Origin of the sequence: Pseudoalteromonas sp. SR43-5, from assembly GCF_014163835.1 — a bacterium.
Taxonomy (GTDB): Bacteria; Pseudomonadota; Gammaproteobacteria; order Enterobacterales; family Alteromonadaceae; genus Pseudoalteromonas; species Pseudoalteromonas distincta.
Genome location: NZ_JACJEA010000039.1, coordinates 13,239 through 38,302, shown reverse-complemented (window position 1 = coordinate 38,302; position 25,064 = coordinate 13,239). Strand labels below are relative to the sequence as shown.

Annotated in this window: 21 protein-coding genes; 3 read left to right on the top strand and 18 right to left on the bottom strand. The window is 38.9% G+C overall.

Annotated features, from left to right (window positions below; translation table 11 throughout):
* Positions 1-359: 359 nt before the first annotated feature.
* From mdoH to H5090_RS18275, 14 genes are all read right to left on the bottom strand, one after another.
* A complete protein-coding gene (gene mdoH, locus H5090_RS18340; RefSeq protein ID WP_182696413.1) occupies positions 360-2,321 on the bottom strand; it encodes a glucans biosynthesis glucosyltransferase MdoH in 1,962 nt (653 codons plus the stop codon).
* Positions 2,293-3,912, bottom strand: a complete 1,620-nt coding sequence (locus H5090_RS18335; protein WP_182693856.1) for a glucan biosynthesis protein — start codon at positions 3,910-3,912, stop codon at positions 2,293-2,295. Before H5090_RS18335 ends, mdoH begins: the two co-directional genes overlap by 29 nt.
* A 330-nt stretch (positions 3,913-4,242) precedes the next feature.
* Entirely contained in the window at positions 4,243-6,975 is a 2,733-nt protein-coding gene (locus tag H5090_RS18330) for an ExeM/NucH family extracellular endonuclease (protein WP_182696412.1), read from the bottom strand.
* A 127-nt stretch (positions 6,976-7,102) separates the two neighbouring features.
* Positions 7,103-8,113, bottom strand: coding sequence for a porphobilinogen synthase (gene hemB / locus H5090_RS18325; RefSeq protein WP_182696411.1), 1,011 nt, complete (start codon positions 8,111-8,113; stop codon positions 7,103-7,105).
* 12 nt (positions 8,114-8,125) lie between these two features.
* Complete coding sequence (locus tag H5090_RS18320; RefSeq protein ID WP_182696410.1) at positions 8,126-9,979, bottom strand: diguanylate cyclase; 1,854 nt, start codon at positions 9,977-9,979, stop codon at positions 8,126-8,128.
* A complete protein-coding gene (locus tag H5090_RS18315; protein ID WP_182696409.1) occupies positions 9,979-10,764 on the bottom strand; it encodes a TatD family hydrolase in 786 nt (261 codons plus the stop codon). The genes H5090_RS18320 and H5090_RS18315 overlap by 1 nt, the downstream gene beginning before the upstream one ends.
* Positions 10,764-11,279: a hypothetical protein gene (locus H5090_RS18310; protein ID WP_182696408.1), complete on the bottom strand. Its 516-nt coding sequence runs from the start codon at positions 11,277-11,279 to the stop codon at positions 10,764-10,766. Before H5090_RS18310 ends, H5090_RS18315 begins: the two co-directional genes overlap by 1 nt.
* Before the next feature lies 1 nt (position 11,280).
* The gene (gene tatC, locus H5090_RS18305; RefSeq protein ID WP_024604418.1) at positions 11,281-12,021 is read right to left on the bottom strand and encodes a twin-arginine translocase subunit TatC; all 741 of its coding nucleotides are present in this window, start codon (positions 12,019-12,021) and stop codon (positions 11,281-11,283) included.
* 48 nt (positions 12,022-12,069) lie between these two features.
* Entirely contained in the window at positions 12,070-12,402 is a 333-nt protein-coding gene (gene tatB, locus H5090_RS18300) for a Sec-independent protein translocase protein TatB (RefSeq protein ID WP_024597077.1), read from the bottom strand.
* 5 nt (positions 12,403-12,407) lie between these two features.
* Positions 12,408-12,656 (bottom strand): Sec-independent protein translocase subunit TatA, encoded by a 249-nt coding sequence (gene tatA / locus H5090_RS18295; RefSeq protein ID WP_004334954.1) that lies wholly within the window; start codon positions 12,654-12,656, stop codon positions 12,408-12,410.
* A gap of 80 nt (positions 12,657-12,736) precedes the next feature.
* Positions 12,737-14,338 carry a ubiquinone biosynthesis regulatory protein kinase UbiB gene (ubiB, locus tag H5090_RS18290; RefSeq protein ID WP_182696407.1) on the bottom strand — a complete coding sequence of 534 codons (1,602 nt, stop codon included), beginning with the start codon at positions 14,336-14,338 and terminating at the stop codon, positions 12,737-12,739.
* 9 nt (positions 14,339-14,347) lie between these two features.
* Positions 14,348-15,031: an SCP2 domain-containing protein gene (locus H5090_RS18285; protein ID WP_004334950.1), complete on the bottom strand. Its 684-nt coding sequence runs from the start codon at positions 15,029-15,031 to the stop codon at positions 14,348-14,350.
* Between the two features lie 11 nt (positions 15,032-15,042).
* Entirely contained in the window at positions 15,043-15,798 is a 756-nt protein-coding gene (gene ubiE / locus H5090_RS18280) for a bifunctional demethylmenaquinone methyltransferase/2-methoxy-6-polyprenyl-1,4-benzoquinol methylase UbiE (protein ID WP_182696406.1), read from the bottom strand.
* 83 nt (positions 15,799-15,881) lie between these two features.
* Positions 15,882-16,868 carry a GGDEF domain-containing protein gene (locus H5090_RS18275; RefSeq protein WP_182696415.1) on the bottom strand — a complete coding sequence of 329 codons (987 nt, stop codon included), beginning with the start codon at positions 16,866-16,868 and terminating at the stop codon, positions 15,882-15,884.
* 334 nt (positions 16,869-17,202) lie between these two features.
* Between H5090_RS18275 and H5090_RS18270 the strand changes: the two genes are divergently transcribed.
* Together H5090_RS18270 and H5090_RS18265 are read left to right on the top strand one after the other, a co-directional pair.
* Entirely contained in the window at positions 17,203-18,981 is a 1,779-nt protein-coding gene (locus H5090_RS18270) for a DUF885 family protein (protein ID WP_182696405.1), read from the top strand.
* A gap of 175 nt (positions 18,982-19,156) precedes the next feature.
* Entirely contained in the window at positions 19,157-20,638 is a 1,482-nt protein-coding gene (locus tag H5090_RS18265; RefSeq protein ID WP_138489912.1) for an FMN-binding glutamate synthase family protein, read from the top strand.
* 46 nt (positions 20,639-20,684) lie between these two features.
* On the opposite strand, the gene mtnK is transcribed toward H5090_RS18265, so the two are convergent.
* Positions 20,685-21,902: an S-methyl-5-thioribose kinase gene (gene mtnK / locus H5090_RS18260; protein WP_182696404.1), complete on the bottom strand. Its 1,218-nt coding sequence runs from the start codon at positions 21,900-21,902 to the stop codon at positions 20,685-20,687.
* 130 nt (positions 21,903-22,032) lie between these two features.
* Between mtnK and mtnA the strand changes: the two genes are divergently transcribed.
* Positions 22,033-23,058: an S-methyl-5-thioribose-1-phosphate isomerase gene (gene mtnA, locus H5090_RS18255; RefSeq protein ID WP_182696403.1), complete on the top strand. Its 1,026-nt coding sequence runs from the start codon at positions 22,033-22,035 to the stop codon at positions 23,056-23,058.
* Between the two features lie 63 nt (positions 23,059-23,121).
* Here mtnA and H5090_RS18250 read toward each other — a convergent pair whose 3' ends face one another.
* From H5090_RS18250 to H5090_RS18240, 3 genes are read right to left on the bottom strand one after another with little or no spacing between them, the layout of a single operon-like run.
* Entirely contained in the window at positions 23,122-23,664 is a 543-nt protein-coding gene (locus H5090_RS18250; protein ID WP_182696402.1) for an acireductone dioxygenase, read from the bottom strand.
* Positions 23,661-24,347 (bottom strand): acireductone synthase, encoded by a 687-nt coding sequence (gene mtnC, locus H5090_RS18245; protein WP_182696401.1) that lies wholly within the window; start codon positions 24,345-24,347, stop codon positions 23,661-23,663. The genes H5090_RS18250 and mtnC overlap by 4 nt, the downstream gene beginning before the upstream one ends.
* Complete coding sequence (locus tag H5090_RS18240; protein WP_004334937.1) at positions 24,344-24,973, bottom strand: methylthioribulose 1-phosphate dehydratase; 630 nt, start codon at positions 24,971-24,973, stop codon at positions 24,344-24,346. The genes mtnC and H5090_RS18240 overlap by 4 nt, the downstream gene beginning before the upstream one ends.
* Positions 24,974-25,064: the final 91 nt, after the last annotated feature.

Genomic DNA, 25,064 nt, shown 5'->3' with positions numbered 1-25,064 from the left:
TATATTTTTAATTAATAAAAAGGTACTAGAGCAATTTATTTATATTGTTACAAAGCAGGGATTTGTTATACACGTCCATGCACAGAGCGTTATATCAATAGTGAGGAAATTACTGTTGTATCATTTAGCTCGTTTTTTCTTTTCACTATTTTTAAGTAGAACTGGAGAATGGTAAGTTTTTTCATTTTTATAACTGGCAACTTGATGATGAAACGCAATCAGTTATTTCTAAAATGTACTGTAATAAGTTAGCTAGAAAAATAGAAAATATTAGCGGCAAATGCAGCGCATGATTTTTTAATTTAGATAGAAAAAAGGAGCAATTAATTGCTCCTTTTTTGTTTTTATTTTATAACGCGCTAATTAAACTTTTTTATAGCCTTAGCTTTTAGCGCTTTCATCTTTAGCCTGCGTGGCTTTTTAAAAGATTGTATAGGCATTGATACCATATGCTCTTGTGGCAGTGCCGGAATTGTTTGTGGGTAAGTTCCTTCCTCTGGCACGGAAATCTCTTTTAGATGTACTTTAAGCGCCTCTAGAGTTGAGTCATTATCAACTTCACTAGGGCAAATAAATATACCTAACTTTCTTAGTTGTACGCCGAGTTTGATACTACTGGTATAACGGATAATTGGAGCACCTAATACTAAGCCTAATAATATAGGTGATAGCCACCAAAAGAATACAGGTGTGAAGTAGTAGGCTGTGCTACCCCATGCTATAGCCACAATAGTAGAGAATAACGTATAACCAAACGCTTCTTTCCACGGAACCATACGACCTTCGCGCGGTTGTGCATCCCACTTCACTTTTTTACCTAAAAATACGCAAAGCACAAAGTAAGCATGAAATACCATCATTAATGGCGCAACAATAATAGCAAATACGGTTTCAATGATTGAACCTAGTATGAGCTTAATTGAACCACCAAAGCGTTTGTTTCTATGTATTAGGGTGACTATTACGCCCATTAATTTAGGCATTAATAAAATAACAATAGTTAAATACAAGAGTGAATCAATAAGATCGGTTTTAGCTATTTGCCATGTAGGAAATAATTGATAAACACGGTTAAAGTACACATCACTATTTAATGCTCGCGTTACTGCATCAATAGTACTTAGCGCTAGCATTGAGAGCCAAATTAGTGATGAAATATAAGCGGTTGCACCTAATAGAAAGTGCAGCTTACTCATTAATTTTAATTTAGATGACGATAGTAAACCTAAGTGCTGAATATTACCCTGTACCCAGCGTCTATCGCGTACAGCATAATCGAGAATATTACTTGGTACTTCTTCGTAGCTGCCTTCAATATCTGATAGTAATAGTACATCCCAACCTGCACTATGAAGTAGTGATGCTTCTACAAAGTCATGACTTAAAATCTCACCGCCAAAGGGTGCGTTACCTTTGAGTGTTGGCAAGCCACAGCACGTTATAAATGCTTCAACTCTAATGATTGCATTATGACCCCAGTAGTTGGCTTTATCTGTTTGCCAAAATGCTGAGCCAGTAGCGAGCATTGGGCTATATAGCACTGATGCAAACTGTAAAAAACGACCAAAAAAGGTATCTTGACGAACAGGTATTGGAATCGTTTGGATCAGGCCTGCTTGTGGGTTGTTTAGCATGCTTGTAGTAAGTTCTAACATACATTTACCGGTCATTACGCTATCTGCATCAAGCACAATCATATGGTCGTAATTACTTCCCCAGCGCTCACAAAAGTCGGTTAGGTTACCTACTTTGCGGTGTTTGTTATCTTCGCGACGACGATAAAAAACATGCTTTGCTGTATCCCCTAAACGTTCGCACAATGCATGCCATGCACTTAGCTCGTTTTTAACTATTTGAGGGTCTTGCGTATCGCTTAATAAATAAAAATCAAAATTATCAAGCTGACCAGTTTCTTTTAACGATTGTAGACTTACTTCAAAGCCCGCGATAACACGGTGGGTATCTTCGTTATAAATAGGCATTACAACGGCGGTTTTCTGAGCGTTAATTGCCTCGTTATTGAACTCAATTGGTTTAATACGTTTTAACGTAAGCGGGTCAATTCGAAATAACTGTAGTACAAAGCCGATTGTGCCACTACAAAAGGCCGTTACAATCCAAGCAAATGTGATTGAGAATAATATTAAAAGAGCATACTCAAGTAGTGTCATACCGTTTGAGCTTAAAATCTCAAACATAATAGATATGCCGTAGCCAGATGTGCCAAGTGCCGCAATGGCAAATAGCCATACTCTTAGTGTTTTGAATGGCATTGGAGTGCCCCTACCTTTATTACTTGATGTCATTTGGGTACCAAACATAGCTCCATACCTCGCTAATTTCTTTGTCACGTAGTTTTAACGATAAACGCATATCAACGGGTTGATCGTCCTGTGGTGCAATTTTAAAGGCTACACGCCATCCACGTGAATCCGGAAGTTTTTGTACATTCACGTCGGTTACTTCGCCTGTTGTAAGTTGAATGTCGGCATCTAGTTTTAACTGTTTAGACAGTTGATTTATTTCTGATCCAGTAAAATCAACAGTAAATTGGCGGTGGCTTTTTGGTGGTGGGTTGTCCTCACCAGGTAAAGCGGCGCTACCAATTCTTGTACGTAGTACACGTGCTTTCTCGTGCTGAGTTAAAACTGAATTAAAGGTCGTCATTTTGTAGCTTAATTTTAATGAATCTCCGGCCTTCATTGGTTTTTCTGGTACCCAGTAACTTACGATATTGTCGTTAGTTTCTGTATCAGTCGGTATTTCTACAAGCTCTACACGACCATTTCCCCACTCACCTTGTGGTTCAATCCATAGGCTAGGGCGGTCGTGGTAATGTGCTTCTGTGTCTAGATAGTTATTAAAGTCTCGGTCTCGTTGAGCTAACCCAAAACCTTTTGGGTTATTGTACGAAAATGAAGTAACGCTGAGTTGTGATGGGTTGTTAAGAGGGCGCCATACCCACTTGTCATCAGCAGATTGAGTTAATAGGCCATCCGAGTCATGAACTTCAGGGCGATAGTCATCAAAAAATTTGGTGCTGTTTTCGCCGTGATAAAACATACTCGTTAATGGTGCTACACCTAGTTTTTTAATATCTTTACGCGCAAAAATCTGCATATCAACATCAACTAGCATATTCGTTGTAGGGTCGACGCTAAATTTGTACGCACCAGAAATAGATGGACTATCCAACAATGCAAAAATGGTGATTTGTGTTTGCTCTGCCTTTGGTTTAACTAACCAAAACTCTTTGAACATTGGAAATTCTTCACCCGAATTCTCAGCAGTATCAATGGCAAGGCCTCTTGCTGATAAGCCATAAACTTGTTGAGGGCCAACGACTCTAAAATACGATGCTCCCTGAAATACCATTACTTCGTCTTTATACTCGTTAGTATTTAATGGGTAATGTAAGCGAAATCCAGCATGGCCTAGTTGAGTGCCCGCCACACTTTTAGCTATTTCTTCTTGTAGTGGTGCAGCAGTGCCATCGTATTGGTAAAAGTCGGTGCTGAAAGGTAAGCGGCTACGTTTAGAGTCGCTATCAACAGTATTTATTGTTACAGGTGTTTTATATAAAAAACCAGGGTGGAATAATTGCAGCTCGTACAGGCCTTCATCTTTCCACACCGCTTTGTCTTTTTTAAATCGAATTGAACGGTAGTCTTGATAATCAATATTATTTAGTGCTTCAAGCTCGATGTTTTTAGGTGCCACATATTCTTCGCTTGCTAGCTTTTTAGCGCGAGCGCTAATTACATCAAATAAGCTACTTTGTGGAATTGCTACATCAACAGTTGCAGCAATCGCTTGGTTGCTATTGCCCCAAGTCGAAAAAATAATAAGTAGACCCAGTAGTGGTGCTGACTTTTTTTGCCATTTAGGCAAGTTTTGGGTTAGTTGTTTCATTCTCATTCCTTTATAAAAACACGACTTATTTTTACGTTTAGGGTAAATATTGATTTTGTTTTGTAAGTATCTTCTAATTTACTTAAAGCAAAATGTGAACCCTTATAAAAGTTCATATTTTTCAATAGGAAAACCAATATACGTAACTCATTGAGGTTTTTGTTGTGTAAAATTCACTCAATCTTATGTAGTTGTTACTGATTAATTACTAGAAGACTCACTAATCGTATGAACATATTACGGGGAGTTTAATGAAGCTTGTCTGAATTACATTTGTATAAAATAAAAAAACCGCAAAAGCGGCTTTTTATATGTTTAGATTTTACTTAATTATTTCTTTTTAAATCGACGCACTATTGATAGTGGTGCTAAAAGAAGTGATAACCATAATAATGAACCTGCATCATTATCATCATCTGAGCGTAAGTTATTTACCTTAACGGCTACTTTTTCAATGTTTGATAAGTTACCAGCACTATCTTGAGCTTGTACTGTTAAAGTAATACGATTTTCGAATTCGTAATCAATCTCTCCAGCAACAATTAACTGCCCCTCATCGTTAATAGAAACGCTGTCATTATCAGATGTAATAAATTTAACAACAGGTGATTCATCGGCATTTGGATCACTAAAATCGAGCGTGCCGATAATTGTGCCAATTGCGCTGTTTTCATCGATTGCAAAAACTTGATCGGCTGCAATTACAGGTGTTTGCTCTTCAGGCGTTAAAGTAATTTCAGATTTAATGTCAATAATCACAGGGTCATGGTCTGATGCGCGGTATGCACTTTCAGAGTACAAGCTAGATTGTTGACCTTCGCTTTTAAACTCTACATTGTAATCAAGTGAAATAGGTTCATCTGCGTTGATATGCCAATCTGTTGCAGCGACAACTTTGCTAAGTAATGATTGTGTAGCTACTGCATGGTCTAAACTTCCTGCACGACCAGAAAAGCTATAAGAATAACCAAGTGTATCACCATCAATTTCAGCAACTACATTTTTGTAGCCTTTATCAGCAAATGCACGTATTGGATCTTCCATTGCGTAAGCATTCATATCGCCGACTAAAATAGTATCTTCGTCATCAACACCGGTTGGTTTGCTATCAAGCCAATCTGCGAATGCATTAGCACCTTGCGTGCGTATTTCATTCCAACAGCCTTGGCCATCACCTAAATCTGCATTATTTCCAGAAGCACTACCACAGCTTTTAGATTTAAGATGTGACACAGCAACAGTAAATACTTCATCAGTTTCTATTGATTTAAAGCTTTGTGCAATTGGAGCACGGTTACTAAAATCAAATGGAGCCTCAGTTGTAATGGCAGCAGTGCCTACTTCTTCTACTTTGTTAGCACGATAGATAAGTGCGGTAGTAATTGCATCGGTACCAATTTGATCTACGTTAAAATCAACAAATGCATAGTTGTTAGCACTATCTGCATCATTTAATGCATCTACTAAGCTAGCAATTGCACTAAATTCGCCAAAGCCATCATTCTCAATTTCCATTAAACCAACAACATCGGCCTCAATAGCGCTAATAGCACTTACAATTTTAGCTTCTTGACGAATAAATTCAGCTTCAGTATCTGCACCTCGAGATGTAGGGAACCCTCCGCCTTGGCCATCACCATTGAAGTAATTAAGTACGTTAAAGCTAGCTACACGTAAATCTGCTTCAGCATTAAGTTCAGGCGCATCTTCACGTGCATTTGTTGCAATAAACGAAGGCGCTAAAGTTGGGTGAATTCGGTAAAGACCGAAGCTATAAGCAAGTGCCCCTGTAACAGTATTAACAGTATCGCCAGTTCGTAATGTATTTTCTGCCGATAAGCCTGGAGTTGGATAAGCTGTAGGGTCTAAGTTTTGTACTGTAGAGCCATCATCTATTAAAATCTTTTTAAGTAGATTTTCAGTTTCAACTGCATTAGCAGCATCGCCAGGTAACGCAACCTGAGTACCTTGGTACAAGCGCTCTGTTGCTAATTCAACTTCACCATATCGACCAAGACCAAAGTTATTAGTCACTACTAATGGTTGCTCTAATGTGACTAACATACCTTCAAAAGCTTCTAAATCAGTTGTATTAGCTAAAGGTAAAGTGATTTTTGTAGCTGCTGCAGCTAAACCAGTGCCACACACCGCAACTTGGCTAACACTGCCAATTTGTGTTGCATCAAAATATTCTTCAACAGTACCTTGTACACGTACATGGTCGCCTACATTCACGTCAGTATCTGCAAAATATACAAATACACCTTCAGAGGTAAGTGGATTTGCATCTATATCAGCAGCCAGTGAGTTAACAAAAAAGCCTTTTAATTGTTCATCACCTTGAAAATCGGCGCTTACAACACCTTCAAGTTCTACTAATGTACCTACAAGTGGGCTAGCAGAGCCGTCACCTTGAATAGCATTTATTAGTGTTTTTTCTGCACCACAAACTAGTGGTTCAAGTGGTTCTGGCTCAGGGTCTGGCACAGGAGCGGTACCGCCGTTTCCTGTGTGTGAACCTAATCCATCAAAGGTGTCAATATCAAACTGTTCCCATTCTTCGCTAGGATCAAAAATGGCTGTCGAGTCAGTTCGGCCTGTGGTAATGCTATCTTTTCTTCGCAGCGTTTTGTTAACCGTAGTTACCCCCCCTTCAGACCACTCTGAACCCGGATCAACACCAACTTGACCAAAACTATCAACAATTACACCGTCTTTAGTTAAAACAAGGGCATCATCACCGTTATAGTAGGTTACTGTGCTGGTTTCATCTGCAATATCAAGTATTGCAGCTGCTGCACTGGGGTTTGAAATAATGTAGGTGGTATTGGCGGCCAATGTTCCGGTTAAATCAATCGAGTTGCCAATCGAACTGCTACCATTTGAATAGAGTCCTAAAGTATAACCTTCAAGAGAAAGCTCCGTATCAGCATTATTATAAAGCTCGATTGCTTTATTATTACTGCTTCCCTCTATATATTCTGAAATGATTAGATCAGCGGATGCTGGTGCACTGAGACTTGCTATAACAAGTGCGAGTGGTGTTATTTTTGTTTTAAACATTTTTTTATTATTCCCGTGTATTAATCCCAAAATGGGACACCAGTTTAGAGAATAAATATGACGAAAATAATACAAAAATGTAAATGAATGTAAACAAAAGGCGGTTTAACCGCCTTTTAATAAAAAATTATTTTTTTGTTAGATATTTTGCGGCTTGCTTAGCAAAGTAGGTTAATATTCCATCGGCGCCTGCACGCTTAAATGCAAGTAAAGATTCCATTATTGTAGCCTCTTCACTTAACCAACCGTTATCAATTGCTGCTTTGTGCATTGCATACTCGCCACTTACCTGATATGCGAAAGTAGGTACACCAAATTCGTCTTTAACACGCCGTACAATATCTAAATAAGGCATACCGGGCTTTACCATAACCATATCAGCGCCTTCTTGTAAGTCTAATGCGACTTCACGTATTGCTTCATCAGAGTTTGCTGGATCCATTTGGTAAGTTTTTTTATCAGCACCTTTTAAGTTACCAGCAGAGCCTACAGCATCTCTAAATGGGCCATAGTAGCTAGATGCGTATTTAGCTGAGTAGGCCATAATTCGAGTATGAATAAACCCATCAGCTTCAAGTGCTTCGCGAATAGCGCCAATACGACCATCCATCATATCAGAAGGGGCAACAACATCAGCACCAGCTTCTGCATGGGAAAGTGCTTGTTTAACTAAAATTTCAGTAGTGACATCATTAATAACATAACCTGAATCATCAATAATACCGTCTTGGCCATGCGTAGTGAAAGGGTCAAGTGCTACATCAGTAATCACACCCAACTCAGGAAAAGCTTCTTTTAACGCTCTTACGGTGCGTTGTGCTAAGCCATCATCGTTATATGCTTCTTCGGCAAATAATGATTTTTTATCCGCAGGCGTTACTGGAAAAATAGCAACGGCAGGTACGCCAAGTTCAACGAGTTCTTTTGCTTCAACAAGCAGTAAATCAATTGATAGGCGCTCAATACCAGGCATTGATTCAATTACCTCGCGGCGATTTTTACCATCAAGTACAAATACAGGGTAAATTAAATCATTTACGCTAAGCTGGTTTTCAGCCATTAAGCGGCGAGAAAAGTCGCTGCGGCGCATTCTGCGCATGCGAGTATATGGGAAAAGGTCTAATCCTGATTGGGCCATGTTAATATGCTCCTACTGTGGTAATGGAAAAGTAATTACTTGATTACGGCCATGCTGCTTTGCGTAATAAAGTGCTTTGTCGGCGCACTCAGTAAAAATTTGAGGGTTGCTAACATCATCAGCAATACTGGTGTATACACCAGCGCTAATAGTAAATTGAATATCATTATTGGCAACCGTTACTGTACTTACTGAGATATCAGCTCGTATTTTTTCAGCTATGTCTTGTGCGCCTTCACTAGGGGTATTAGGTAATAGCACAACAAATTCTTCACCGCCATAACGGGCAACTTCATCGAGTGGTCGTTTTAAATGGTCTTTTATAAGGTCAGACACTGCTTTAATAACTTGATCGCCAATGATATGGCCGTACGTGTCGTTGATATTTTTAAATCGATCTATATCAAGCATAACAATGCTAAGCGGCGTTTGTTCTCGACGAGAGCGACGAAGCTCCATTACCAGTTTTTTATCAAAAAAGCGTCTGTTTTTTATTCCAGTCAATGCGTCTTCAGTATTTAGTAACTCAAGTGAGCGGTTTTTTTCTTCAAGCTCTCTAAGCGTCACTTGTAATTCAAAGGTGCGCTCGTCCACCTGAGATTCAAGTTCTTGGCGAGTTTTTTCTTGTAATTTTAAGCGCTCTTTAAGTAGTGTATCTTGTGCTGTGTTTTCAGCAATCAAGGTTTGTTGAGCAATTACTTCTTCATCGCGTTGTAAAATAAATAACTTCATTACGCTGTAGCATAAGCAAAAAGTGCAACCAAAAAAGCATGCAAATACAAATGCGAGCGTACTTCTGTCAAAGGCGTGTAGGCCCATTACTGCAACAATAAAATAAAGCATTACCACCAAGAAAAAAACCAATACAAGTAATAGTGCTTTGTTTGGTTTAGAAGGCGTTAAACGCACGCACATAAGCGTAGTTACAATATAAAAGCCTAAAACGATTGGAGTAGTGATTAAACAAAATAATGTAACTATGTTGTTTGGAAGTAGCCAAATAAATAATAACGAAATGGCTAAAGCGTTAACTACAACTTTTTGAATAGTTAGCAGAAGTGAGGGCCTTGGATGGCAAACTTGCTTTTGCAAAGGCAAAAACAATAAAGTGATAAGCATAAGTAATATAGGGATCATAACTTGCTGTAATGCAGGCAAATTAGGATGAACGTACCTTAAGCCAAAACCACAAATGTAGGCTAATACACTACCTAATGTGAGAGATATAACCCCAGCATAAACAAAATAACCTTTACGTGAAAAACCATATAAAACTATGCAACTCACACCCAAAGAAAATATAAAACCAATCAATAAGCCATGGAGTAAATTGAGTTTTCCTTTGTGTGCCAAATAAGCTTCTGGTTGCCACAGTGTTAAAGGGACTCGCAAGCCTGAGCTATTCGCCACTTTCATTATAATAAGCGTTTCGCTATTTGCAGGGCTGAGCAGTTTAACTAATAAAGATTCACTTTTAATTGTGCGCTTATATAAGGGGTAGGCATCACCAATTTGAGTATAAGAAAGTAATTGCGAGTTATGTAATTGATATACTTGAACGTCGTTTAGCAAAGGATTGTTTAGTGACAATATTTGCTCAGTATTATAACTAAGTGTGTTTTTTATTTTAAATTTTATCCATACAGGACGCTGCTCTAGTCCTAAATTAAGGGGTTTTGCTGTGTTTTTTTGCCACTGTATATGGCTACTTTGTTGTGCACTTAATAGCGACGTTGGTTCAAAAGAGTAATACAGGTTATTAATGTTTTGAGAGTTAAAATCGTGTTTTATTATTACTGGGTTTGCGAAACAGCAAAAAGTGCAAAGGAATACTAATAGGCTTAAAAGTGCCTTTGCATAGGCCATTAACGATCTTCTAAACCAAAAACACGGTGAAAGTTTTCTGTAGTTTTACGGGCCACAACTTCTTCATCTATTTGATAAAGTTGTGCAACCGTTTGACAGATATAAGGAAGCAGGGCAGGTTCATTTTTACGTGATTTAGGTTTTGGTTTAACTGTTCGTGGAATTAAAAATGGTGCATCAGTTTCTATTAATAATCGATCTAGAGGAATGCTAGGCACTAGCTGTTGTAAATCTTTTCCACGCCTTTCATCACATACCCAACCCGTTATACCAATATATAGACCTAAATCTAAATATTGCTTTAGAGCTGCTGAGTTACCCGTAAAGCAGTGGAGTACACCGCGAATACTAAACTCTTCTAAAATACTCAGCATGTCGTCACTTGCATCACGTTCATGCAAGTAAACAGGTAAATCTAATTTCTCTGCAAGTGCTAATTGACGCCTAAAAACACTGCGCTGTACATCGCGAGGCGAAAAGTCGCGGTTATAATCAAGGCCACATTCACCAATAGCAATAACATGCTTATTATTTGCAAGTACAGTTAGTTGTGCTTCTAGCTCATTAGTGGCTGATTTTGCATCATGTGGGTGGATACCCGCCGTAGAATATTGAAGATGCTTTGTTGCAAGTTCAAGTGATTGCTGACTGCTTGCAATATCACAACCAATAATAAGCATATTTGTAACACCCGCTTCATTGGCACGGGTAATTACATCGTGATGCTGCTCATCAAATTGATGATTAGTTAAGTTAACTCCAGCATCAATTAATGTATATGACATTACTTAGTACGTTTAACGCGAATAGAGCGGTTTTGCCCTTCTTTATGCAGCAAAAATGAGTTAAAAACACCACGGCTAATTACAATCGTATCGTTCTTTTTCAAGCGCATGCTGTCAGAGCCAATTTGACGCCATTGTTGACCGTTATCTAGCGAAATAATTAACTCGCCGTAAGCAGCTTCTTCAACTGAAGCAACCATCGCTTTAATTTCAGCGTCTTTTTCTGTCTGTGATTTTTTGTACTCTAACCCAAACTCATCTGCTGTTTTTTTCACTTCTGTTGGTGTTGTGGCTACTGCCTGAGGTACATTATTAGCTGTTGGTGGTGTGAGCGTTTTTGTTACTGATGGCTTAACCAGTGACTTACCCGCGATGGTATTATCGTAACAAAGTAAGCGGTTAAAATCGTTTTCAATAAAGCTACATGCCTGTAACGCTTGAGTATTAAACTCTGTTTGCGCAGCAAAAGTCGGTGCGCTTAATAAAACCAATAGTGAGAGCAGTTGTTTTTTCATTTTATTCCTCAGATTCTTTTTGTGGTTTAGCGGTATAAAACTTTGCTAAAATTAGACCTAGTTCAAACAGAAGAAGCATCGGAAATGCTAGCAATGTTTGTGATAATACATCAGGCGGTGTTAAAAACATCGCGACTACAAAAACACCCACGACGATATAAGGGCGCTTTTCTTTTAAGCTTTTTGTTGTTGTTGCGCCACTCCAGCATAGCAACATAATAGCCACAGGAATTTCGAAAGCGACGCCAAATGCAAAAAACAATTTTAATACAAATCCTAGATAGCTAGCGATATCGGGCGCTAGAGTCATCATTTCGGGACCTGTACTTGTAAAAAAACCTAATATAATTGGTAGTACTGCAAAGTAGCAAAAAGCGATACCCCCATAAAACAAGACAACGCTTGAGATTAGTATAGGTATTAGCATTTTCTTTTCATTTTGGTACAAGCCAGGAGCTATAAACCCCCAAATTTGATGAAGTATCCATGGAGTAGATAATAAAGCCGCAACAAAAAAAGTAAGCATCATAGGGACTATAAAAGGGTCACTCACATTTATAGCTATCATGGTCGCGCCATTAGGTAAATGAACTACTAATGGTGCAGCTATAAGTTCGTAAATATCATCTTTAAAATAAAACAGCGCGATAAAAAATAATAAAATGCTCAATAGTGCTTTTATTAGCCGATCACGCAACTCAATTAAATGAGCTACAAACCCTGATTTTACTTCCTCAGCCATTATTTTTTATACCATGTAGTAAGTTGACCACAAAGTGAGAAATAAATTTCACTTTTTCTCATCAAGTTGTTGGTTATTTGATGTATCAGATTGTTGTTTCTTGTAGCTGTGAGTAACTGATTCAGCCGCTTTTTGTAGCTCTGTTAGTGAGCTTTGTAACTCAGGGCTTAAATCTTTTAATTCTTGCTGTTCTGCTTTTTTAAGGTTTTCGTGCAGCTCATGGATGCGAAGTTCTTCACTTACTTCGGCTTTTACTGAGTTGGCAAGTGATTTAGCGGTTTTAACCCATTTACTCACTGTTCTAATCGCAACAGGTAAGCGCTCAGGGCCGAGCACCACTAAACCAACAATAAAAATAACAACAAGTTCCCACATGCCCATACTAATTAAACCTTATTGTTATCTTTGTTTTTTTCAGTATCGGTTGAGTTGTCTGCAGTGTTTTTTTCTGATTGTTGAATTTGCTCGGATTTCTCTTTCTCGCTCATTTGATCATCCGACATTGCTTTTTTGAAGCCCTTTACAGCGCCCCCAATATCGCCACCCATCCCGCGTAGTTTTTTTGTGCCAAAAAGTAAAACTATGATCGCTAAAACAATTAATAATTGCCAAATACTAATACCACCAAAACCCATGGTTTTCTCCAATATATAAAACGGTTAAATGTTTATTTTAAATACTAATTATACGCTCACTAGCGCAAATAGCACCCAGTTTATGCGCTGCGCCATGCCGCTATAAAGCTAATAGCCGATAAGCTTATTGCAAGACTTGCAGCTATTAAATCATGCTGTAAATAACAAAGTGTTGTCATAATCATTGTAGCACTACCAAATAAACTCAATATTAAAGGTTTATGAGATACCTTTTGTTCTTGAGGTTGAATGTGTGGTGCACGCTTTAAATTTTGATAAATTAGATCCGGTAACTCAGGCATTTTTTCAGCCCAAAATGGTAAGTTAGCATACATTTGCTTCAGTACTGATAGCGGTCCAACTTGTTGCTTTACCCAATCTTCTAAAAAGGGCTTAGCTGTTTTCCATAAGTCGAGTTGTGGGTAAAGCTGACGCCCCAATCCTTCAACGTATAATAAAGTTTTTTGTAGTAATACTAATTGCGGCTGTACCTGCATGTTAAAACGACGTGCAGTACTAAATAGATTTACGAGTACGTGCCCAAATGAAATTTCAGCCAAAGGTTTATTAAATATAGGCTCGCAAACTGTGCGAATCGCAAATTCAAATTCTTCAATGCTAGTATCTGGTGGTACCCAACCAGAATCAACGTGTAGTTGTGCAACTTGGCGATAATCACGATTAAAAAAGGCGATAAAGTTTTCAGCTAAATAGCGTTTATCTTCTTTGCTTAACGTACCAACAATACCGCAATCAATACCGATATACATTGGGTTTTCAGGGTGCTCTCGAGAGACGAAAATATTACCCGGATGCATGTCGGCATGAAAAAAGCTGTCTCTAAACACCTGCGTAAAAAACACTTCTACGCCACGCTCAGCAAGTAATTTCATATTAGTGTTTTGCGCCATAAGTGCATCGGTATCAGAGACGGGTATGCCGTAAATACGCTCCATCACCAGCACATTGCTACGGCTGTAATCACTGTAAACTGCAGGGATGTATAATGAATCAGAGCCTTCAAAATTGCGTTTTAGTTGAATGCCGTTGGCACCTTCTCGCATTAAGTCGAGCTCGTCTAGGAGTGTTTTTTTATATTCTTTAACTACTTCAACCGGGCGCAGGCGTTTTGATTCGTTATGTACTTTTGCAAGTACCTTTGCGAGCTTTTCCATTAACGCTAAATCGGCATTAATTTGCTCGTAAATATTGGGTCTAATAACCTTAATTACGACATCTTGCTCAATACTCTGCTCATCAATAAGTTTTGCTGTATGTACTTGCGCTATAGATGCAGAAGCTAGTGGAGTTTGTGAAAACTCACTAAATAATTCACTTATATCGTTAATTTCGAGCGCTTTTTCTATTATTTTTTGTGCAAGTTCGCCTTCAAATGGTTGAACTTGATCTTGCAAAAACGCAAGCTCTAAAGCGATATCATGAGGGAGTAAATCACGACGAGTAGAGAGCATTTGACCAAATTTGATCCAAACAGGACCCAGCTCTTGCAATGCTAAACGTAAACGAAGCCCTGCCGGTTTTTCTTTGTGCTGATTACGCAGCCAAAATAAACTGCCACGGGCTACTTTACCAAACCAAGGCACTTTATGCTTTGGAATTAGCTCGTCTAGTCCATAGCTAAGTAACGTTTTGGTGATGTTATACAAACGTGCAGTCGACACAAAAAATCCTTAGCGGGTGTTTGAAGGTAAAAAAGAGTTTAAGAGGGCGTTAATGCGTTGCTCAACAGCAGCGACTTGTCCTTTGAGTTCTCTATTTTTTTGTTTAAATTGCTCAAGTTCTAATGGATGAATAGTAATTGCGAGCTCATCTTGGCATAAACTTGTAAGCATGGTACTTATTTTAGTATTGGTTTTGCTGCTCTTTTGTTTTAGTTCTTTTAAGTGCAGGTATAACTGCTGAGCGGGTGCATCGCCAATGTATTTAGAAAGTTGTTCAGGCCAATCAATATCAATACCTGAAAATGCATTGCTATAAGTTTGCGCAATATTTAAATCGCCTTGTAAGTCGAGCTTATCTTGGCGAATTAATTGGGTAAGCATTGCAGGGTTTTTGAGCGCTAAAAGTGTTTCTATATCTGCGCTGATCATACAATCTGCGTTTTCATTGCTTTGAGCACTGTATAAGTGTAATTGATCAGCACTATAAACGAGTTGGATGCTTTGTTGCCAATCTCTTATTTCAACCACTAAGCGCTTATGTTTAACGGCGTTTAGCTTTTGAGATAATTGTGGGTCAAGGCTAAGCGCTTGATTTAGTACACGCTCAATAAGCGAAAGTACAAAATTAGGTAACATAAAAAACTCAGATGACATTGCACCATTATTGCTTTTTGTTATTTTTTCAAGCGCCATAACTGCTAGCCTTAATATTTAAAACCACGATGCAGTGCAACAATTCCGCCTGTGAGGTTTTGGTATGTTGTTTGTTCAAAGCACGCATCTTCCATCATCGCTTTTAATGTGTCTTGATCTGGATGCATACGAATAGACTCAGCTAAATACTTGTACGATTCACTGTCGTTAGCAACTAGCTTACCCATTGTTGGCAATAAATTAAATGAGTAAAAATCGTAAGCTTTACTAAGTACGTCATGCTCTGGTTTTGAAAACTCTAAAACAAGTAATCTGCCACCTGGCTTTAAAATACGGTACATAGAGCGTAATGCTTTGTCTTTATCGGTAACGTTACGTAAGCCAAAGGCAATAGTGATCACATCAAAGCTATTATCTGGAAATGGCAGCATTTCAGCATTCATTTGTACGTAGTCAATATTACCTACTAAGCCAAGATTGTGTAGTTTTTCACGACCAACCTTAAGCATAGATGAATTTATATCGCCCAAAACAACTTGACCGGTCTCGCCAACTAGTTGACTAAATTTTGCCGTTAAGTCGCCAGTGCCGCCGGCTAAATCGAGTACATGATGGCCTTTACGAACACCTGAGCTTGCAATAGTTTGACGTTTCCATAAACGATGCACACCAAAAGACATTAAATCATTCATTACATCGTATTTTGCAGCTACTGAGTGAAATACATCAGCAACCATAGAAGCTTTATCGCCCTCGGCTACTGTTTTATAACCAAAATGCGTGGTCTTTTGTTCGGTTTCGTTCATGACTAATCTCTATCGTGACAATAGAGGTTAGTGTACTTTATTGTACGCAGTAGGTGCAATTTGAATATGATTTATCAGGTAATTTATTGCCCTGCAGTGTAGCTACTTTGCCCTAATGACCGCGCTTTAAAAGCCGCATGAGACGCTTTTTTAGCTAACTGGTTAAAATCATCTTCTTGTAGATGTTGAGCAATTCCTAGAGATAAGCCAATACTAGGTAACTTAATCCCTGTTTTTGAACTAACAAAGCGAAGCTTTTCGACTCCATTTCGGACTTTTTCAGCTATAACATTGGCTGTTTCTGGGTCTATATCGGCGAGTAAAACAGTAAATTGATCTTTAGCTGTGCGGCCAGGCAAGCCACTTTGAAAAACATATTTTTGCACTTGTTTAGCTACTTTATTCAAAATAACTTCACCAATTATATCACCGTAATTTTCAGTAAAGTGATCAAGGTTATCTATTTGAATCGCAATGGCGCAAATAGACTTTTTTTGATTAGTCCATACTTGAGTTTGTTGCGTTAAATAATGGCGTTTATAAAGCCCTGTTTGGCTATCAATAATATGTTGTTTACGAAGTTGATTTAGCTGCTTTTTTGTTTTTTCGTGTAGTTGTTTGGCTTTACTTAGTTCTTGCTTAAATTGCTTGTGTTGATTTAGTAATTCGGCGGTTTGATTATGAAGTACTTCAAGCGCTTGACGGCTTTGTTCTATGTTGTTCTCATCTAGTGAATGTACGCATTCGCTCACCTGACCCGCAAAGCGAATTATCTGTTTTTCAGTAACTTGAGAGTTTTGAGAAAGTGAACTTATAACACCATCAACATTTTGAATCATGTTGACTTGCTCTGTGTGACCGGTATTTAAAAATTCAGCATGGAGCTGTTCAATTAAAACACTGTCTATATTATCTTCAACCGCAATAGCGCGGTCTAAGGCTTTGTTCAGCTCAAGGTTAGTTTGGCTAGTATAGGTATAAACAACTTGATAATTGAGCGGCGTAGGAGAAAGTGCATAGCGCTCTAAAAACACACACACTTTAGTCATCTTCTCTTGTGCAATAGCCATGGAATCATGGAACATCATTTTAAATACCAACTAAGTACGCATAAGTGCAAATTTTAAAATATCTCATTCCATGAGGCGGTTATGCGTCCGAGCTTTTTATTATTTTTTTATACAGTAATCATTATCCGCGCTATTTAAAAGCAAAAACGATAGTTAGGGAACTTAAATTTTACTTTAGCAGCCCAATCGCTGTTTTTCTCATCAATTCGGCTGGTTTTTACTTCTGTTAACGTATGTAGCATTATTTCAATATGCTAGTTTGTCTCATTTACTTGCTATTTCTTTAGCCTACGATAGTTTTATGCAATCTATTGCATCATCAAGTTAAATAATAATGAATCTTTTTTTACCAAAAACGCTTCGCCAAACGCTTCTTGGCATAACTGCTTTATGTTCGTTAAGTGCATGTCAAATAACCACACCCAATGCGGATGAGCAGTTTACTCAAGTAGCACAATCTATTGTTCAATATAGAGAAAGTATAAATCCTTATAGCAGTTCAAAAGGGGTTGATGGCTATTTACTTGCCAATTTATCGCCAGAATTTTTAGTAAAGCAGTACAAAAGTAATACTCAATTATTAGCAGACTTAGATGCCGTAGATGCAACTAAGCTTAGTGACGAAAATCAAATTAACTTAAGTATTATTCGTGCTCAGGTGCAAAATAGCGTTGACGAATATGTGTTTAATGCGCATTACATGCCGCTTACATCTGAGTATGGTTTTCACTCCGGTCTGTCGTACATCGTTAACAGTTCTCAATATAAAAAAGAGCAAGATTTAGAGACATACCTTGCACGTTTAGCACAAATCCCCCGCTTTTTTGGGCAAAATATATATTGGATGAAAAAAGGGCTCGAAACAGGTCTCACCCAACCAAAAGCAGTGTTAGAAGGATACGAAGACTCCATAAGTACTTATATTGTTGATGATGTAACTCAATCAGAATTTTATAAACCGTTTTTAGCTAACACTGCCAGTTTAAGTGAGAGTGACTTTTATGCACTTCAACAGCGAGCTAAAGTTGTTTTAAAAAATAAAGTAATACCAGCATATAAAAGCTACTTAACGTTTTTTACTGAGCAATACCAACCGGGCGCCCGCACAAGTATTGGTATTTCAGAAACCCCTAATGGCAAAGCTTTTTATAAAAACCGTGCTAAGCATTACACTACTACCGACATGACACCAAAAGAGATCCACGAGCTAGGCTTAAAAGAAGTTGCTCGCATTCGAGGTGAAATGGAAGCTGTAATAAAAGAAGTTGGTTTTAAAGGCTCATTTGCTGAGTTTATTCATTTTTTACGTACCGACCCACAGTTTTACGCAACAACACCTGAGCAACTTTTAAAAGAAGCATCTTACATTGCTAAAAAAATGGATGCACAGCTGCCTAAGTTATTTCATACCTTACCGCGTAAACCTTATGGCGTGGCACCGGTACCCGCAAGTATTGCCCCTAAATACACAACAGGTCGGTATTCTGGCTCTAATCGAGATGATGAAGCTGGATACTACTGGGTAAATACTTACGCTTTAGATAAGCGCCCTCTGTATGTTTTAGAAGCATTAACGTTGCACGAAGCAGTGCCAGGTCATCATTTACAAATATCACTTAATGCAGAGCTTGAAAATTTGCCGAGCTATCGTCGTGATGCTTACCTTTCGGCATTTGGCGAAGGTTGGGGGCTTTACTCTGAATATTTAGGTTTAGAGGCAGGCTTTTATCAAGACCCATATAGCCGTTTTGGTCGCTTAACTTATGAAATGTGGCGAGCAGCACGTTTGGTTGTTGATACAGGGATGCACATGTATGGCTGGAGCCGCGAGCGAGCTATGAACTTTATGAGCGAGAACACCGCGCTTTCGCTGCATAATGTTAAAACAGAAACTGACCGTTATATATCTTGGCCAGCTCAGGCACTGTCATACAAAATTGGTGAGTTAACTATTAAACGTTTACGTGTTGAAGCAGAGCAAGCGCTTGGACCAAATTTTGATATTCGCGAATTTCATCATCAGGTTCTTCGCCATGGTTCAGTGCCCTTGTCAGTATTAGAAACACAGGTACGTTTATATATAAAAAATGAGTTAACTAAGCTGCAAAATTAGCTTTGTAGGGCTTATAAACCTTGAACAAACAAAGGTGTTGTGTCATTTTGACCGCAACACCTTTTTTATACCACAGACCTAGTAATGTAGTTTATTTTAGCGACTCCAATCGTCAAAATATTCACATACTACGCAATAGGTATTATCTAAAAATATAGCCATCAAGGGGCCTTAGATGAGCAATTTCATTATGTTTAGTATTGACGTATTTGCGAGTATTTTTATTATCGCACTTGGGTTAATTGTGCTTACTGTTATTATTTTTTACTTTCGCGATATAACACAAACAAAACATGCTATCAGGCGTAACTACCCAGTAATTGGCCGCTTTCGATATTTTTTTGAACGCCAAGGTGAATTTTTCAGACAATACTTTTTTGCTCTCGATCGAGAAGAAATGCCATTTAACCGCGCTGAGCGCAGTTGGGTTTACCGCGCAGCAAAAGATGTCGATCGCACCGCTGCATTTGGTTCAACACAAAGCTTAGAAGTGACGGGTACGGTTATGTTTATGAACTGTGCTTTTCCTACTTTAGATGAAGAGGCACTTGACCCGAGTAATGTTACTTTAGGTCCGTATTGTAAAACACCTTACACCACTAATTCGTTATTTAATGTGTCGGGCATGAGCTTTGGTGCGCTTTCAAAGCCTGCTGTGCGCGCTTTATCAAAAGGTGCTAAATTAGCGGGTTGCTGGATGAACACAGGTGAAGGGGGCTTAAGCCCTTACCACCTTGAAGGTGGCGCCGATTTGGTATTTCAAATTGGTACAGCTAAATATGGTGCCCGAGACGAGCATGGAAACTTAAGCACCGAGAAACTTAAAGAAATAGCAGCTCACGAACAAGTCAAAATGTTCGAGCTAAAAATGAGCCAAGGTGCAAAACCAGGTAAAGGCGGTATGTTACCAGGGCGCAAAGTTAACGCCGAAATAGCTAAAATTAGGGGTATTCCAGAAGGGCAAGATTCGATTAGCCCAAATGGACACCCTGAAATAAAAAACCCAGCCGACATTCTCGATATGATTGCCACTGTACGTAATGCCACAGGAAAACCAACAGGCTTTAAAGCCGTTATTGGTGATTACACCTGGTTAGAAACGTTATTTGCAGAAATAAATCATCGTGGCATTGAGTCGGCACCCGATTTTATAACAATTGATAGTGCTGATGGTGGTACGGGGGCTGCACCGCAGCCGCTTATGGATTCGGTGGGTTTACCACTTCGCGAAAGCTTGCCGCTTGTAGTTAATATGCTTGAAAAGCACGGTCTTCGAGATCGCGTGAAAATTATTGCTTCGGGTAAATTAATCGTTCCTTCAAAGGTTGCATGGGCATTGGCGCTCGGTGCTGATTTTGTTGTATCGGCTCGTGGTCATATGTTTGCACTGGGCTGTATACAGGCAATGCAATGTAATAAAGATACCTGTCCGACCGGGATCACTACGCATAACGAGCGTTTGCAACGCGGCTTAAATGTAGCTGATAAAGCGCAACGAGTAGCTAACTATAATAAATACATTCATTACGGAGCCGGTTTAATTGCTCACTCATGCGGTGTAACAAGTGCACGTGAGTTGGCTCGTAAGCATGTACGTATAGTGCAAGAAAGTGGGCTTTCAGAGCCGCTTGATAAGATTTATGAAAACTACAAGTAAGCTTTAACTAACTAGAAGGCGCTTATAGCGCCTTTTTTAATGCTTGTTAGTTTAATTGGCTTATTAATAAACTAAAAAATGCTTCTTTGTTGTTGCATGTTTGTGCATTTAAAATAAGTTGCTCGCCTAGTGCTAATGTTTGTTTTTTCACTGTAAGGCGCGCATTGTCATCACTAATACTATCTATATCGCTTACGTGCGCAAGCCCAATAGTACGCCTAATTAACTCAGCACCACAGTAACCAACAGCATCTTGCAATACGTTTTTCATAAAGTATTGCGCATAGCCTACTGGCGCTAGTGATTCATCTAATGTTTTAGTGCGTATTAATTCAAGCCATTGCTGCTCAAATAAACTATAGGTGTCTACGATACAGCTAAGTAAATGTGTTTGGTAATTACGACGTGCTACAAAGTCATCAATATGCCCTGCTTGTGCGCAGTAATTCAATAGCAAATTACCAATAAAAGAGCCAATATCGAACCCAATAGGCCCAAAAAAGCCAAACTCTGGGTCAATCATCTTTGTATTATTACAATCAACAAAAATGCTACCGCTGTGCATATCACCATGAAGTAATGTTTGCGGGTTAGATAAAAAATTAGCTTTTAGTTTTGCTATTTCTAACTTCAATGCGTTGTTTTTTTGTATTGCGTCAACTTCGTTTTGTAGTTGCTTTGGGTAGTTATTGCGTTCGTGCTCAATGTACGGATCGCTAAAAAATAAGTCTTCAGTGATTTGGCAAAGCTCAGGATTAGTAAATTGGCTAACGAGTGCTTTTTTAGTTTGCGCGGTTAAGTAAAAATCTGAATTATAAAAGCCGGTGTGGCTTAAGTAGGTCGCTACGTGCTGCGCTAATTTAGGGAATTGCTCTGCATTATTTTGTGCAGTACGCAATATTTGTAAATTACCTAAATCTTCTAAAATAGTCAGCGCTTGCATTTCACTATAATGTAAAACATTAGCAGTATAAGTAGGGCAAATAGCACCATGGTTAAGTAAAACTTGTGCTTCTATACGTGCTCTATCAAGTGTTAATGGCCACGACTCACCCACGCAACGCGCGTAAGGCAGAGCTTGCTTTAAAATAACACTATTGTTTTGCTCATCAGTAATTCTAAATACTAAATTAAGATTGCCATCACCAAACTCATATGCCGATAAGGTTTGTCCGGAATCAAAAAAATTACATTGTTTAGATTCAATTAATGTCGATACGTAATCGATAGCGCGCTGTGCATTAAAAGCAACATAGTTAGTCATGGTTTAAATCTCAAAAAATCAGCTTTTAAGCATTCTATACTTTTAAATGTTTAGATGTCTACAAGTCTAACTTGAGAGTTGTTCAAAGTGGTGTAAAATAACGTTACGCATTTTTAATACCTTAAGCATTATGCAAAACTTAATCGCAAGCAGTTTAAAATATGAAAACGGGTCGCTTAGTGTGCTCGACCAATATTTACTACCTCACCAGCAGGTATGGCATCAGTGCCATGATGTAGAAACCATGAAAGAGCTGATCATTAACTTAAAAGTGCGTGGAGCCCCACTTATTGGTTTAGGCGCGAGCTTGTTAGTGGCGTATTTAGCTGAGCAAGGGGTAGTGAAAAGTGAGCTTGAAAAAGCAATCAATGAACTAGAAGCCACTCGTCCAACGGCGGTTAATTTAATGCATTGTATGGCGGCATTGCGAAAAGCTTTAACGCAAAGCGATTATGTTGCCGGTATTGTTAGTACTGCTGAGGGGTTGTTTATTGAAGATATTGAGCTGTGTGAACGAATGGCAAGCCGTGGCGCCGAGCTTATAAATAGTGGCGACAACATATTAACTCATTGTAATACAGGGGCGCTTGCAACCGCTGGTATTGGTACTGCACTAGGTGTTATTTACAAAGCGCAGCAAAAATATGGCAACGTACATGTGTGGGTTGATGAAACACGACCATTATTACAAGGCGGTCGCTTAACTGCCTTTGAGCTTGAGCGCTGGAAAATTCCGTACACATTAATTTGCGATAATATGGCGGCAAGTTTAATGGCTGCAGGTAAGGTGGATAAAATAGTAGTAGGGGCTGATCGTATTGCTGCCAATGGTGATTTTGCTAATAAAGTGGGCACCTATAATTTAGCCGTACTTGCGTATTTTCATAACATTCCATTTTATGTAGTTGCGCCTATTACCACGCTTGATACCAACACCGCGTGTGGTGATGATATAGAAATAGAGCAGCGTAATCCTCAAGAAGTGCGCGGAGTTAGCGGTAGCTTTGGCGAGGCTTTATGGGCGCCCATCAATGCTAATGTATATAACCCTGCATTTGATATAACGCCGGCAAAACTGGTCACAGGGTGGGTGTTAGATACAGGTGTGTATAACCAAAGTCAGGTAGAAAATGGCGATCTCATAAAGCTTAAGTAACTTCGCGATATTTTTGGTCCACGTTATGTTTATTAGTGTGGACCAAGGTTTTGAATGAATAACTTACGATAATAGCGGAAATTGCTCTGCAATAGACGAGGCAGTGCTTTTTGCCACCCAGCCTTCTGTATTGTTAAATAAGCGAATGGCAGTAAACTCAGGGTCGCTTCCCATATCAAACCAATGCGGGGTAAGTTCAGGCACTGAAATTAAATCGCCTTGTTGGCAAAGTACCTGGTAAACCTTATTGCCTAAATGCAGGCAAAATAGCCCTTGGCCTTTTACAAAAAAACGTACTTCGTCTTCACTATGAGTATGTTCAAATAAAAACTTTTTGCGCAGCTCTGATGCGCCAAGATTACCTTTAGCTAGAGATATAACGTCTACTGTTTGATAGCCATTTTCGGTTTTTAACCGATCTATATCGTTTTTGTACGCACTAATAATTTGCTCGTGGGTGGTGTGCTCATTAATATCTGCATTTGCTTGCCACTGTTCAAAACGTACGTTTACTTTAGCTAGTTGCTTTGCAATATCATCAGCATTTGATGTGCTTACAAGTGCTTTGCTTGCATCGTTGTCAGCATATATTGTTAATTGGCTCATACTAATTGCTCCAATTTAAATTGGCTAAAGTCATTAATATAAGGGTGTGCTTTAGTGCTTGCTTGCCCATCACGAATTAAATGTAGTGTTTTTAAGCCCGCAGCTTGCGCGGCATCAAGCTCGCCGGCTACATCACTTAAAAAGAGTATTTCTGCTGCTTTAAACGGTAACAGCTCAACAATGGTGTTATAGGCCATTTGCTCTTGTTTTGCGCCAACTTTGGTGTCAAAAAAGTCAGTAAACAAGCTGCGAATATCACCATAATCACTGTATTTAAAAAGTAGCTGCTGCGCTTTTACTGACCCTGACGAATACACATATAAAGCTATATCGTTGTTGTACTGAGCTTGTAAAAAATCAAATGCATCTGGGTATAAATGACCTTTAAAATCACCGTGTTCATACCCTGTTTGCCAAATCAAGCCTTGTAACTGCTTAAGTGGAGTGATTTTTTTATCTTCATCAATCCAGGTAAGTAAAGTGCTAATGACTTCTTCAATATCGGCGTTTGGCTTTTCGATAAGGGCTTTTGCGGCACTAATTTGCTCAGCTACATCTGGCTTATTAGCATTGGCACGTACAAAGGTAGGTAACTGTTTTGCTGCGTAAGGAAACAACACCTCTTTAACAAACGAGATACGGGTTATTGTGCCTTCGATGTCGGTTAAAATGGCTTTAATCATTTAGTTACTCCCGCTTGAATACCTATTATTTTTAGGCGCTCTAGTTCGCAGCTAAATAAAAACTCTAAGGCTTCTAGGTGGCGACGAACTTCATCAATATTACGTCCTACCGCATATAAACCATGACCACGTATCAGTACGCCGTGCTCTATAGGCGTGTGTAAATGATGGTCACTGACCAGTAGGCTTAATCGATCAATATCTTGATCGTTATCGAAAATAGGAATGCTCAGCGTTTCTAAATGCGAAGTAAAGCCGCTCAGTGCTTTTTGCATTTCATAGCCTGTTAAATCAAGCTGATGCCCTTGGGTAATTTGCGACAGTACGGTAGCGGCTACAGAGTGAGTATGCAAAACACACTGCGCATCAGGTATAAGCTGATACAAACTTAGATGTAATTGTGTTTCTGCCGATGGTTTTACAGCTCCTGCTAGGCGCTCGCCTTGATGATCTAATTGCAAAAAATGCTCTTGCGTCAGTGAGCCTTTATCGTGCCCACTAGCTGTAACAACAAAGCCAGTGCTAGTACGAGCTGAAAAGTTTCCGCCTGTTGCGGGTACCCAGCCTTTTTGGCTAACCCATTTTCCGGCTTCAATAAGTTGTGAAATAGCGGTATTGTTTTGCATACATTCCTCACTAATGAGCGTAAAGTTAATTGTTTTTAGACGGCTATACTTCTGTTTTAAGCAATGATAGCATCGCTTTAAGCGCAAAACC

Excerpts from the sequence above, each read along its gene's own strand:
- mdoH (WP_182696413.1), bottom strand. The coding sequence starts at position 2,321 with ATGTTTGGTACCCAAATGACATCAAGTAATAAAGGTAGGGGCACTCCA.
- H5090_RS18335 (WP_182693856.1), bottom strand. The coding sequence starts at position 3,912 with ATGAAACAACTAACCCAAAACTTGCCTAAATGGCAAAAAAAGTCAGCA.
- H5090_RS18330 (WP_182696412.1), bottom strand. The coding sequence starts at position 6,975 with ATGTTTAAAACAAAAATAACACCACTCGCACTTGTTATAGCAAGTCTC.
- hemB (WP_182696411.1), bottom strand. The coding sequence starts at position 8,113 with ATGGCCCAATCAGGATTAGACCTTTTCCCATATACTCGCATGCGCAGA.
- H5090_RS18320 (WP_182696410.1), bottom strand. The coding sequence starts at position 9,979 with ATGGCCTATGCAAAGGCACTTTTAAGCCTATTAGTATTCCTTTGCACT.
- H5090_RS18315 (WP_182696409.1), bottom strand. The coding sequence starts at position 10,764 with ATGTCATATACATTAATTGATGCTGGAGTTAACTTAACTAATCATCAA.
- H5090_RS18310 (WP_182696408.1), bottom strand. The coding sequence starts at position 11,279 with ATGAAAAAACAACTGCTCTCACTATTGGTTTTATTAAGCGCACCGACT.
- tatC (WP_024604418.1), bottom strand. The coding sequence starts at position 12,021 with ATGGCTGAGGAAGTAAAATCAGGGTTTGTAGCTCATTTAATTGAGTTG.
- tatB (WP_024597077.1), bottom strand. The coding sequence starts at position 12,402 with ATGGGCATGTGGGAACTTGTTGTTATTTTTATTGTTGGTTTAGTGGTG.
- tatA (WP_004334954.1), bottom strand. The coding sequence starts at position 12,656 with ATGGGTTTTGGTGGTATTAGTATTTGGCAATTATTAATTGTTTTAGCG.
- H5090_RS18285 (WP_004334950.1), bottom strand. The coding sequence starts at position 15,031 with ATGGCGCTTGAAAAAATAACAAAAAGCAATAATGGTGCAATGTCATCT.
- ubiE (WP_182696406.1), bottom strand. The coding sequence starts at position 15,798 with ATGAACGAAACCGAACAAAAGACCACGCATTTTGGTTATAAAACAGTA.
- H5090_RS18275 (WP_182696415.1), bottom strand. The coding sequence starts at position 16,868 with ATGGCTATTGCACAAGAGAAGATGACTAAAGTGTGTGTGTTTTTAGAG.
- H5090_RS18270 (WP_182696405.1), top strand. The coding sequence starts at position 17,203 with ATGAATCTTTTTTTACCAAAAACGCTTCGCCAAACGCTTCTTGGCATA.
- H5090_RS18265 (WP_138489912.1), top strand. The coding sequence starts at position 19,157 with ATGAGCAATTTCATTATGTTTAGTATTGACGTATTTGCGAGTATTTTT.
- mtnK (WP_182696404.1), bottom strand. The coding sequence starts at position 21,902 with ATGACTAACTATGTTGCTTTTAATGCACAGCGCGCTATCGATTACGTA.
- mtnA (WP_182696403.1), top strand. The coding sequence starts at position 22,033 with ATGCAAAACTTAATCGCAAGCAGTTTAAAATATGAAAACGGGTCGCTT.
- H5090_RS18250 (WP_182696402.1), bottom strand. The coding sequence starts at position 23,664 with ATGAGCCAATTAACAATATATGCTGACAACGATGCAAGCAAAGCACTT.
- mtnC (WP_182696401.1), bottom strand. The coding sequence starts at position 24,347 with ATGATTAAAGCCATTTTAACCGACATCGAAGGCACAATAACCCGTATC.
- H5090_RS18240 (WP_004334937.1), bottom strand. The coding sequence starts at position 24,973 with ATGCAAAACAATACCGCTATTTCACAACTTATTGAAGCCGGAAAATGG.